Consider the following 11781-nt stretch of genomic DNA (forward strand, 5'->3'; position numbering starts at 1 on the left):
TCCTTGGGAGTCTTATCCCCCTGCCAGCCGCAGCCATAACGGCAGGCTGAGCATCGCCAGTAGCGTCTGCCCGGTAATCAGTGCCGCCATCATTTCCGCATCGCCACCCAACTGACGCGCCAATATGTAAGCGGAAGTGGCCGTGGGCAGCGCCGCGAATAGCAGCGCTACATCGCGCGATACACTATCCAGCCCCACCAACCACGCCGCCCCCAGCACCAGCGCCGGCATCAGCACCAGCTTGATCATGTTGGCCGCCCATACTCCGCGGTCCACCCGCAATAGCGCCATCGGGCGCAAGGCCACGCCCACCGCCACCAGGCCCAGTGGCAACGCGGCACGCCCCAGCAGCTCCACCGTACTGCCACTCCAGCCGGGCAAGCCGATACCGGAAAGATTCAAGACGATCCCGGCGATACACGCCAGGATCAGTGGGTTGCGTAATAGTGCGGCGACGCTCTTGCCCAGGCTCGAGCTACCCAAAGTTCCCGCCGCGATGAAACTGGCAACGCACAGGACATTCACCACCGGGACCATCAGCGCCACCGCGACTGCCGCCGTCGTGGCGCCAAGGCTACCATGCAGGGCCGCCGCCCCCGCGACGCCCACATAGGTGTTGAAGCGTACCGCCCCCTGGAATACCGAGGTGAACGCAGCGGCTTCCAGGCGCAACCAGCGACGCGAACGCCACAGGACGATACTGAATATTGTCATCGCTCCCAGCATCACCAGAGCCAGGCGGCCTACCGGCACCTGGGTAACATCGGCCTCGGCGAGGGTGGCCACCAACATGGCGGGAAACAGCAGGAAATAGATCAGGCGCTCCATCTGTGGCCAGAAATCATCTCCCGGCTGGCGCCAATACCCCAGGGCCGCTCCCAACAGGATCAACAGGAACAATGGCCCCAGCGCGCCGGTCACCTCCGCCATTTTATTTCTCCTCTACCTGCGACAACCCTCCACAGGGGCACGCCATCGAATGCTGTTACCATGGCCGTATCCTTCCGTCTAAGTGATAGATGACATTCTGCCATGAACTCGACTTCGGAATCCGCCGATCCCTCTTCAGGCTTCCCCATCCTGCGGGTGTTGACCCTGATGACCTGCATCGCGCTCGCCGCTTGCGGCTGGTACTTGCTTTCTCATCTGGTACGCGGCGATGAGGAAGTGACCTGGTTTGCCGCTCCGGCAGACTGCAACCTGCATGAAGCGCCCTGCTCGGCCGCACTCGGCGAACATGGCCGTGTCACACTCGGTATCGACGTGAGAGGGCATATCGAGGCGTTGCAGCTGCTCCCCTTGAACGTCCACCTGGACGGTATCGAGGCCGACTCGGCAGAAGTGGATTTCATCGGCCGCGAAATGGATATGGGCCTGCACCGGTTCCCGTTGACGGCTCGTTCCAGCCAGACGTTTGCCGGTATCGGCCAGGTGGGAATCTGCACTCAGGAGGTGATGCCGTGGCGGGCGAGGGTGATTATTGATACGCCACAAGGCAAGATGGGAAGCTGGTTCGACTTTGACGTAACCCGGAGCTGACGATGTCACGAAAAATGCTAGGGATCGGCGTCGCCATCGTGCTGGTGCTCACCGTGCTCAGCGCCATCGTCTGGTACCAGTACCAGGCAGCCGGCTCATCCCGCGATGCCATTGCCGGGGGGCCGGTGGAGCTGCCCTCCACTCAGGGCGAGTTTTCACTGAGCCAGCTGGAGGAAGACCAGATCGCCATCCTCTCGTTCGGCTACACTCATTGCCCCGATGTCTGCCCCATGACTCAGGGAGTCAAGCGGCAAGCCTTGCAGCAACTCGATGCGCGCCAGCGCCGACGCGTGGTGCCGGTAATGGTCTCGGTCGACCCGCAACGCGATACGCTGGAGCGCCTCAAGCAGTATATGGGATTCTTCGGTGACGAATTCATCGCTGTCACCGGCACCTCCACCCAGCTAGAAGAACTTGCCGAGCGCTACGGCGTGATCTGGCGGCGAGTGGAGAATCCCGATTCCGCCATGGAGTACACCATCGATCACAGCTCGTCGCTCTATCTGGTCGACCGGGAGGGGAATATCCTGCAACGAGTCCTTTACTCCCCTACACCCCATGCCCTGACTTCCGCCCTGCAAGAAGTGCTCTAGATCCTCTGGACTGGAAGTGTTACTAGTCCTGGAGCCGCTGGAGCATCTGCATCAGGGCGCCTGTCTGGGTGCCGTCCCGTGTATCGTGTAACGGATTGAGCTGCCAGGAGCTCTCGGCAAACCCCCACCAGTCCCAGCATCCCTGGGGGTTGGCCATGCTACTGGTTGCTTGAGGGTACAGCACCAGCTGCTGGTGGCGATCGGCCCAGCGGTTGATACCGCTATGGCGAATAAAGGTATCGCCGATCTGGTCATGGCTCATCTGGCAGCCGTGCAGCGCCAGCGTGACACCGCAACCGCCCTCCGCGCATCCTTGCGGGACGTAGAGATAACCCTCGTCGGCCAGTCCCTTGGCATCGAAATCGCTCTGGTCGAACCGCACCAGCTCACCCTCGGCGGGCGCATCGGTTGCGGCTGTTTCGGCGTCGGGATGCAGCCAGTCCAGCATCTCCTGCGCCAGTTCCAGATCGCAAGCCAGAACATGGCTATCGCCCCCCTGTCGGCAATCCGCCAGGTCCTGCGGCGACGTAGCGGCGCTTCGGGTCAGATTGACCGGCCATCCATGTCCCGCTTCCTCGGAGGTTGTCGCCTTGAGCTGCTCAGGGTCGTCCAGCCAACGAAGGAACTGCTCAGCGAGTCGCTCGCCGAGCGCCGGATCGATGACCTCATCCTCCTGGCCGTGCCAGGTAAAGACGCGCAGATCACCCAGCGCTTCGGTACTGCCGACCTGGTCGCGCTTCAGGTAATCCCGGCGGCGCGATTCCAGCTCATCGAGTTCGGGAAGCCCACGCCGGGTCATCATGCACTGGTTCAAGGCCAGGCTAAGCGCTCCCTGAGCGCATCCCCAGGGGCCGGCGGCAACAATGCCCAGCCCCTGGAAGTGTTCCGGCCAGGCCACGGCGAGCTGCGCCGCCATGTATCCCCCCGAGGAGACACCCACCACGCTCACCTGCTCGGTGGACGCCGCCAGGGTCGGCAAGGCGACGGCTTCTGCCTCGGCATCCTCGGCGCTTGCCTGCAGCACTACCCCCAAGCTCATGCCGATACCCAGCATCACCTTTGATGAGTGCTTCATGAGCGTTACTCGACGTCCAGCAGTTCCACCCGGAACGTCAGAGTCTCGTTGGGTCCGATGGGGCCTTGGCCTCGCTCGCCGTAAGCCAGGTCCGCCGGGATATAGATCATCCAGCTGTCACCCACGCTCATCAGTTGCAGAGCTTCCTGCCAGCCTTCGATGACTTGACTGACCTGGAAGCTGACCGGCTTGCCGCGCTCGAAGGAGCTGTCGAAGACGGTACCGTCAAGCAGCATGCCTTCGTAATTGACCTCGACGGTATCTTCCGCACCCGGCGTTGCGCCATCGCCGGATTCGATGACTTCGTACTGCAGCCCCGATTCGGTCTCGGTCACTTCGTCACGCTCGGCATTCTCGGCCAGAAAGGCTTCGCCCTCTCGCTGATTGGCCTGGGCCTGCTCTTGTGCTTGCGCCTGCTGGGCTTCCATCGAGCGTTGCTGGAAGGCCATCAGCGCTTCGGTCATCTGCTCTTCGTCGAGTGCGATCTCATTGTCTTCGAAGACGTCGCGCATGCCTTGGGTGAAGGTATCGATATCCAGATCGTCCATGTCCGCCTTCATGCTCTCGCCAAGGGTCACCCCAAGGCTGTAGGCAAGACGCTCCTGCTCGGTTTCCGGTGCCGCCACTACCCAGGGTGCTACAACTAGCAAGCTGGCCATTGCCGAAGTCGTCAGTAATCTTTTCATTGCTGAACCTTAACCAGAAGGCGCCAAGCGCCGGTAAATGGGTAAAACGTGATACATGCTTTCAAAGAAGCCTAACACCGGCGGGCCGAGGCTGCATCCGCCTCGGCCCGCCGGTGTGATTTACGACAATACAGACAGCGTAATAGTTTAGCCTCGCTGCCAAGTCATACCACTAAGGTCGGGCAGTGCGCCGCACCAGCCACGCGCTGAGCGACACTCCCCAACAGCAGGCTTTTTTCGCCGTTGGTGCCCTGGGCGCCGATCACGATCAAGTCGCATTCACGCTTGCGCGCAAAACGAACGATGGTCCGCGATGGCCGCCCTCCCTTGACGAACGCTCTCACGCAGCTGGAATCCATCCCCAGCTCGATGGCGTTGGACTTGGCATGGACGGCGATTTCCGTGGCGTACTCTTTCAAGGCATCGTCCGGCAGGTCGAGCCTGTCGGGTCGAACCATCGATAACGAGGCCTCGAGTAGGCTGTGATGCTTGAACACACACAGCAGGTAAAGCTCGGCACCGGTCAGCAGATGCAGTCCCACGGCCTTTTCCAACGCCTTGAGGGCGCCCTTGGAACCATCTACCGGCACCAGTATGCGATGAAACATAACTCTCTCCTTGCAGACGCTTAGCGGAAGGCCACATCACGCAGGAAAAGCGCAATCTGCGGGAACATGATCAGCAGCGCAGCCGCCAGGATCAACATGAAGATAAAGGGAGGTGTTCCCCTGATGATTTCCCAGTAGGGCCGCTTGAAGATGGCGATCGCCGTGAAGATGTCACAGCCGAACGGCGGCGTTGCCGAGCCAATCGCCACCTGCAGGGTAATCAGGATACCCACCAGGACCGGGTCGAGGCCGGTGGCGGCGATGGCCGGCGCGAAGATCGGCGTCAGTACCAGTATCACCACGATCGGGTCGACGAACATGCACGCCACGAAAAACGAGATGCAGATGGCGATCAAAACGCCAGTGGGGCCGGCTTCGTTGACCCCGACCGCCTCCAGTATTGCCTGTGGAATCTGGGCGAAGGAGATGATCCACGAGAAGCCGTTACCCACGGCCACCAGGATGAAGACCACAGCAGTGATCAACCCTGTCGACTTGGCGATGGCGTAGATGTGGTTGACCTTCAAAGAGCGGAACACCACGAACTCGAGCAGGATCGCATACAACACGCAGGCGGCGGCGGCCTCGGTAGGGCTGAAGATACCGCCGTAGATACCGCCGACAATGATTACCGGGAAACCCAGCGGCCATAACGCCAAGCGAACCGCGCTCATGCGCTCCTTCCAGCTCGCCTTGGCTTCGGTGGGCACATCGCGAATCACGGCGTAGAGCACGCAATAGGTGGAGAACATCAGCAGGATCAACAGGCCCGGCCCGATACCGGCGATGAACAACTCGCCGATCGAGGTGCCCGAGATGACCCCGTAGATGATCATGCCGATACTGGGTGGAATCAAGAATGCAATGTCGCTTGCATTGATGATGAGTGCCAGTGTGAAAGAGTCGGAATATCCCGCCTTGAGCATGCGCGGGCGCAGCGGCGAACCCACCGCTACCACCGTCGCCTGGGTGGAACCGGACACCGCCCCGAACAGCGTACACGATGCCGCGGTGCTCACTGCCAGGCCGCCTTTCACATGGCCGATGAAGGACATCACCATGTTGATCAGGCGCTCGGCGGACTGCCCGCGCGTCATGATGTCCGCCGCCAGGATAAACATCGGCACCGCAATCAGCGAGGCCGGGCGGATCCCCGCCATCATCTGCTGGATCAAGGTATCCATCTGGCCGAAGCCGTTGAACATCATGTAGAAGCCGATGACCGCCGCGGTAATGAGCGGAATCATCATCGGAAAGCCCAGCAGCAGCAGGGCTATCATGGTCACTACCATTATTGTGGTCATGTACGTTCCCCTTGGGCACCGCGCCCTACGTCAGACTTCTGTTTCCGTGTCCTTGTAACCATCCACCACACCGGTCGAGAGGTAGACATCCCTCGATGTGAAGTTCTTGACCGCCGTCAGCAGGTACTGGATGGCCGTGATCAGAAAACCCAGCGGAACCCACAGGTAGATGATCCAGATAGGCAGGCCGAGTGACGGCAATACGCGTCCCTTGCTGTATAGATCGAGGATGTAAATGATCGAGTAGTAAAGCAGAAAGAACATCACCAGTGAGGTGAACAAGGCAATTACGATCATCAATGCCTTGCGACCACCGGTTGGTAGGGCATCGTAGATGGCCGACATGCGAATGTGGCGCCCATGGCGTGCGGCATAGCCGATCCCGGCGAATGTGATCATGATGATCAGAATGCGATTGAGTTCTCCCGAGAACATGATGCTGTTACCGAATACGAAGCGCGCAATCACGTTGAGCACCGTGTTGAACGCCATCAACAACACGCCCACCGCCAGGATCACCGATTCGAGCTTGCTGATGGCGGTGTCGATCACTCCCAGAATCCCCGGCAACCCGGAGCGGTAATTCTTTTCGGACTCTTCTTCACTCATGTTCGAACCCCCAGTCATAACCAACAAATAAGGGGGCAGCCTGGCTGCCCCCTTGGGTGATCAATCAAATGCACCGATAACGGTACACAAGCCGATTATCACTCGTTGGTCACGGCTTCCAGATCATCCTTGAACTGCTCGAGCAGTTCCTTGCCGCGGTCTCCGGTCATTTCAAGGAACCTCTCTTCGACCTGCGGAGCACGATCGCGGAAGGCCTGAATCTGTTCTTCGTCAAGACGCGTCACGGTCACTTCATCGGAAGCTTCCTGGATCTTCTCGAGGGATTCCTCGGCCAGACCCTTGATGTGCTCGATGGTGTGATCGTAAGCGGCTTCGGACGCTTCCTTGACCAGCTCCTGGTCTTCGTCGGAAAGGCCTTCGTAGAAGTCCTGGTTAGCCATCATCGCGGTGGTGAACCAGCCATGACCGGTAAAGGTCAGGTGCGGTGAAACTTCGTACAGACCGCCGGATTCGATCCAGAAGATCGGGTTTTCCTGGCCATCGATGATGCCGGTCTGCAAGCCACCGTACACTTCGCCCCACGGCAGCGGTGTCGGCGTCGCGCCGAAGGCGTCGTAGGTTTCCGACAGCAGCGGGTTGGTCATGGTGCGGATCTTCTTGTTGTTCAGATCCTCCGGTGAGCTGATCGGCTCATCGGTGGTGATAACCATCTCGCCTTCGGGGTACATCTTCAGCAGTTCCAGCCCTTGCTCGGCGTAGAGCTCGGGGAACATCTCGTTGATGGCCTTGCTCTCGTCGAAGAACTTGAGAACGGTCTCTTCGTCAGTGGGAAGCAGGTAGGGAATGAAGAAGATCTGCGCTTCGGGAATCAGCGAGCCGGTGAAACCGGGCGACTGGTTGACGAACTGAAGAATGCCGTTCTGGGTCTGCTCCATGATGTCGTCGGACTCACCCAGCTCACCGAAGCGGTAGACCTGAACCGTGTGATCGGAATTTTCTTCGATGTAATCCTTGAAGGCGATGGCGAACACGTCCTGTACGTCGCCTTCGTATTCTTCGTGGGCATAGCGCCAGTTGTCCGCTTGAGCGGCAGCCGACATACCCACCATGAGTGCGCCGATACTAGCGCCTGTCAGTAACTTGCTTGCCTTCATGCGTTGTTCCCCTTGCAGTAGTAAACGCGTCATCAAGGACGCAATCGCCAACTGAAACCAGCGTTGTCGCAACGCCTGACCGACTCTTTCGTACCGACTCTTCTGTACATGAAGCTCAAGCAGCATGGAAACGCTAAACGCTCATTCGCCCAGCAACCTGTACGGAAGAAACCGTGAGTCATTTCAAAAAGCAGGTGATTTTCAGGCTAGCGCGGTAATTTCAAGGGGTCAAGCTGGCGCACCAAAGCGTCCCAAGCGGAATTAGCGGTACGATCAAGGGTTCTCTGGTGACCCACAGACCCAGGAAGTTGCGGCGAAAATAGCTGATTTTGCAGCCAATACGACGCGTTCTGTTGGGTAACGGCAATGTCCATCAGCCGCGATGCTGGCTCTTTCGACTCCCAGACCCACGCTTGCCAACGTTGAAGCGTTACACGCTCGGCTTGCAGTTCGGCATCCTTCAAGGTGCTGCGCAACCTGCCCACATCAGCATCGCGTTGCGCCAGCTCCTTGAGTTGTCGGCGCAGGGTCCTCACCATTTGGGTCACGTCACGCTGCCACGCGTTCTGCGACTCGCGTATTGCCGACAAGGCCTCCTGACGTGCCGCCAATCCATGGCCAAAGAGCCAGCAATGGAAGAGCAGTTCGCATACATCGACCTCCTGTTCTTCCTGCAACCGCAAGCAAGCCGTCTCGACGCCGGGGCTAGCATAGAAACCCAGCGCGAAATCCCATAGCGGTCTCTGCTTCAAATACGCCAATCGGGTAGAATCCAGCATCGTATTACCTTTTTTCGGGAGCCTGCATGATCGCACTGCGTCAAGTCGCCCTGCAACGCGGCACTCAGCCGTTACTGGACGCCGCCGACCTTACCCTGCACGATGGCGTCAAGACCGGCATCATCGGTGCCAACGGCACCGGCAAGTCCAGCTTGTTCAAGCTGCTGCTGGGCGAGATCGGCCCTGACCGTGGCGATGTGGAACTTAGCGGCGGGCAGCGCATCGCCCATATGGCGCAGGAAGTGGAGTCTCTCGAGCGCGCCATCATCGACTACGTGCTGGATGGCGACCAAGCGCTGCGCGAGGCGGAGACCGCCCTCGAGCAGGCGCGTGATAACCATGATGCCCATCGCGAAGCCGAGCTGCACGGGCTGATAGAAACCCTGGACGGCTATCGCGCCCGGTCCCGTGCCGCCCAGCTGCTGGTCGGGCTGGGTTTCGTCCAGGCCGACCTGACGCGGCCGCTTTCCGATTTTTCCGGCGGTTGGCGCATGCGGGTCAACCTGGCCCGCACCCTGTTCATGCCGTCTGACCTGCTGCTGCTGGACGAACCCACCAACCACCTGGACCTGGATGCCCTGCTCTGGCTCGAGCAGTGGCTGACCCGCTATCCCGGAACCTTGCTGCTGATTTCCCACGACCGCGACTTCCTCGATGCGGTGTGCGATCACATCGTCCATGTTCATCAGCGCCAGCTCACGCTGTATCGCGGCAATTATTCGCGTTTCGAACGCACCCGGGCGGAAAAGCTCGCCCTGCAACAGGCGGAAGCCGCCAAGCAGCAGGCCCGGCGCGAGGAGATCGAACGTTTCGTGGCACGCTTCAAGGCCCAGGCGACCAAGGCGCGCCAGGCACAAAGTCGGATCAAGATGCTAGAACGCATGGGCACCATCGCCGTGGCCCATGTCGATTCTCCCTTTCACTTCACCCTGCCCACCTCGGACAAGACCTCGCATCCCCTGCTGGTGCTGGATAATGCCCGCCTCGGCTACCACAACGACACAGGCGAACCACGACCCCAGCTGGAAAACGTCAAGCTCACTCTGCTCCCCGGCCAGCGTATCGGCCTGCTGGGTCCCAATGGCGCGGGCAAGTCCACCTTGATCAAGTCGTTGACCGGCGACCTGGCGCTGCTCGACGGCAAGCGAGTTCCCGGCGAACACCTGCGCATCGGCTACTTCGCCCAGCACCAACTCGAAAGCCTGGACCTGACCACGACCCCTTTCGTCCATGTGCAGCGGCTCTCGCCGGCCGCCAGCGACCAGGAAATCCGCAACTTCCTGGGCGGCTTCGGCTTTTACGGCGACGACGCCTTCGGCCAGGTGGCAACCTTTTCAGGGGGAGAGAAGGCCCGCCTGGCCCTGGCGCTGGTAGCCTGGCTGAAGCCCAACCTGTTGCTGCTGGACGAGCCTACCAACCACCTCGACCTGGAAATGCGCGAAGCCCTGACGGAAGCCTTGGCCAGCTTCGAAGGCACCGTGATCCTGGTATCGCACGACCGCCACCTGCTGCGCGCCACGGTGGATGAATTCTGGCGCGTGGCCGACCACCGCGTGGAACCCTTCGATGGCGACCTGGAGGATTACCGCGCCTGGCTGAAAGCCCGTCTGGAAAGCGAACGCCGCGAGAATCGCAGCGAGAAGGCCGAACGCCAATCGCGGCAGGAGGGAGGCGATAACCGCGATACCCGCAAGGCGGCGCGACGGGCCGCGGCCGAGCTGCGCGAAAAGCTGCGCCCGCTGAAGCGGGAGCGCGACAAGGCCGAGCGCGAGATGGAGAAAACCCAGCAGGCACTGGCCGAGGTGGAAGAGCGCCTGGCCGACGCCGAGCTCTATACCGACCCGGCGCGCAAGGAGGAGATGACCCGAGAGCTTGGCCGTCAGGGAGAATTGAAAACCCGCCTGGAAGCAGTCGAACAGCAGTGGCTGGCGGCGGAAGAGGCTCTCGAGACCATGCAGGCCGAAGAGAGCCAGGAGCAGTAGTGAACCGTCTCACGTCTGCAGCATGAACGTCACCGGGCCGTCGTTGGTCAGCGATACCTGCATATTGGCGCCGAATTCGCCTTGGGCGACATGCGGCCAGGCATCGGTGGCCTGCCGCACCAGGTAAGCGAACAGTCGCTCGCCCTCTTCCGGAGCAGCAGCGCTGGAGAACCCCGGTCGCAACCCCTTGTGGGTCTCTGCCGCCAGAGTGAACTGAGACACCAGTAACAAGCCTCCTCCCACCTGCTGGAGGTCGAGATTCATCTTGCCCTCGTCGTCGCTGAATAGCCGGTAGTGCAATAACTTGTGCAGCAGCTTGTCGGCTTTTTGCGTATCGTCACCCCGTTCCACCCCGACCAGTGCCAGCAAGCCATGGTCGATGACTCCCACCGTCCGTCCCGCGACCGTGACTTCCGCATGGCTCACCCGTTGAATAAGCGCCTTCACAGCTGTTCTCCCTAGCAAATCGCCTCAGAGTAGCATGCAGGAAGTGAAGTGAGCCCCGGGCAGGGTTGAAGTATTTACCAGGCGCGGCACAGCATGAGGTCGCAATGCGGCTCGGCCAGGAGCGTGGCGGTAATGTGACTATGGTGGTTGAGCTGACTGCGGCTTCCCATTATCACCAGATCCGGCGTGTCGCGGCGTATATGGCGCATCAAAACTTCGCAGGGCTCGCCCTGCTCCAGCAACAACTCGACTTCCGGCACCCCAGCCAGCTCCTCCATCAAGAGATTCACTTCGTGCTCCAGATGGCTGCGTAACCTGGCCACTTCGTGTTCGCGCCATTTCGCATAATGGGAGAAGGAGCCCAGTTCCCGCTCGCCCGGCAGGTTCCAGGCGTGCAACAAGGTGAGCTTGGCATCGGGAAAGCGTGTCAGGGCTTCACGCAGCGTATGCCTGGCGGTCAGCGAGAAATCTATCGGCACCAGGATATTGTTCCAGTCTTGCGTCGGCAGCTGCGATGCCACCACCACCGGACACGGCGCACCGCGCAGCACGCGCATCAATGTGGTGCCGGCCACCAGGTCCGGCTGGCCCCGTTTACGATGCACCCCGAGCACGATCAGTTGCGCATCACGCTCGTGAGCCTCGCGGATGATTTCAGCGTAGGCGGACCCCGCCACCGTCTTCAGCAGGGTCTTGGGTTCCGGCAAGGCGTAGTCTTCGCGTAGATCCGTGAGGATGGCGGCAATATCTTCCACCACGGCGGTTTCCAGCGTATGCAGCACCCGGCGCGGCAGGTGTTCGTCCAGCACATGCAATGCATCCAACTGGACGCCACCTTCATGGGCCAGACGCACGGCTCGGGCAAAGGCGACACGGTTTTCGGCGGACAAATCGGTGGCAAACAGAACGGCACGAGACATGGCGAAGCGCTCCTGAACGAATTCTCCAGGCACCCACGGCACCGGTGTCCTTCAGCATGGTGGGCGTGAGGAAAGTGCGCAAGGTTTCCCGCCGTGCCGTTTCCACGACGATAGCGCGGGGTTA

Annotated in this window: 13 protein-coding genes; 3 read left to right on the plus strand and 10 right to left on the minus strand. The window is 60.6% G+C overall.

Annotation, left to right across the window (positions count from 1 at the left end; translation table 11 throughout):
• Positions 1–12 precede the first annotated feature (12 nt).
• A complete protein-coding gene (locus R5M92_RS15250; RefSeq protein WP_346796815.1) occupies positions 13–930 on the minus strand; it encodes an AEC family transporter in 918 nt (305 codons plus the stop codon).
• A 102-nt stretch (positions 931–1032) separates the two neighbouring features.
• Here R5M92_RS15250 and R5M92_RS15255 point away from each other — a divergent pair, with 102 nt between their 5' ends.
• Together R5M92_RS15255 and R5M92_RS15260 are read left to right on the plus strand one after the other, a co-directional pair.
• Positions 1033–1539 (plus strand): hypothetical protein, encoded by a 507-nt coding sequence (locus tag R5M92_RS15255; RefSeq protein WP_346796816.1) that lies wholly within the window; start codon positions 1033–1035, stop codon positions 1537–1539.
• Positions 1540–1541: 2 nt separating this feature from the next.
• Entirely contained in the window at positions 1542–2132 is a 591-nt protein-coding gene (locus R5M92_RS15260; RefSeq protein ID WP_346796817.1) for an SCO family protein, read from the plus strand.
• 22 nt (positions 2133–2154) lie between these two features.
• Here R5M92_RS15260 and R5M92_RS15265 read toward each other — a convergent pair whose 3' ends face one another.
• The 7 genes from R5M92_RS15265 to R5M92_RS15295 form a co-directional block, all read right to left on the minus strand.
• A complete protein-coding gene (locus tag R5M92_RS15265) occupies positions 2155–3207 on the minus strand; it encodes a PHB depolymerase family esterase (protein WP_346796818.1) in 1053 nt (350 codons plus the stop codon).
• A 5-nt stretch (positions 3208–3212) separates the two neighbouring features.
• Positions 3213–3893 carry an FKBP-type peptidyl-prolyl cis-trans isomerase gene (locus R5M92_RS15270; RefSeq protein ID WP_346796819.1) on the minus strand — a complete coding sequence of 227 codons (681 nt, stop codon included), beginning with the start codon at positions 3891–3893 and terminating at the stop codon, positions 3213–3215.
• A gap of 164 nt (positions 3894–4057) precedes the next feature.
• Complete coding sequence (locus R5M92_RS15275) at positions 4058–4501, minus strand: universal stress protein (protein WP_346796820.1); 444 nt, start codon at positions 4499–4501, stop codon at positions 4058–4060.
• 20 nt (positions 4502–4521) lie between these two features.
• Positions 4522–5805: a TRAP transporter large permease gene (locus R5M92_RS15280; RefSeq protein ID WP_346796821.1), complete on the minus strand. Its 1284-nt coding sequence runs from the start codon at positions 5803–5805 to the stop codon at positions 4522–4524.
• A 30-nt stretch (positions 5806–5835) separates the two neighbouring features.
• On the minus strand, positions 5836–6414 hold the full coding sequence (locus R5M92_RS15285; RefSeq protein WP_346796822.1) for a TRAP transporter small permease: 579 nt from the start codon (positions 6412–6414) through the stop codon (positions 5836–5838).
• 98 nt (positions 6415–6512) lie between these two features.
• Positions 6513–7529, minus strand: a complete 1017-nt coding sequence (dctP, locus tag R5M92_RS15290) for a TRAP transporter substrate-binding protein DctP (protein ID WP_346796823.1) — start codon at positions 7527–7529, stop codon at positions 6513–6515.
• Between the two features lie 206 nt (positions 7530–7735).
• Entirely contained in the window at positions 7736–8308 is a 573-nt protein-coding gene (locus R5M92_RS15295) for a TIGR02444 family protein (RefSeq protein WP_346796824.1), read from the minus strand.
• A 26-nt stretch (positions 8309–8334) separates the two neighbouring features.
• Here R5M92_RS15295 and R5M92_RS15300 point away from each other — a divergent pair, with 26 nt between their 5' ends.
• Positions 8335–10290, plus strand: coding sequence for an ATP-binding cassette domain-containing protein (locus R5M92_RS15300; RefSeq protein ID WP_346796825.1), 1956 nt, complete (start codon positions 8335–8337; stop codon positions 10288–10290).
• Between the two features lie 9 nt (positions 10291–10299).
• Here the strand turns inward: R5M92_RS15300 and dtd are convergent, their stop codons facing one another.
• On the minus strand, positions 10300–10737 hold the full coding sequence (gene dtd, locus R5M92_RS15305) for a D-aminoacyl-tRNA deacylase (protein WP_346796826.1): 438 nt from the start codon (positions 10735–10737) through the stop codon (positions 10300–10302).
• 74 nt (positions 10738–10811) lie between these two features.
• A complete protein-coding gene (locus R5M92_RS15310) occupies positions 10812–11657 on the minus strand; it encodes a universal stress protein (RefSeq protein WP_346796827.1) in 846 nt (281 codons plus the stop codon).
• Positions 11658–11781 lie beyond the last annotated feature (124 nt).

It is taken from the genome of Halomonas sp. Bachu 37, assembly GCF_039691755.1.
GTDB lineage: Bacteria > Pseudomonadota > Gammaproteobacteria > Pseudomonadales > Halomonadaceae > Vreelandella > Vreelandella kashgarensis.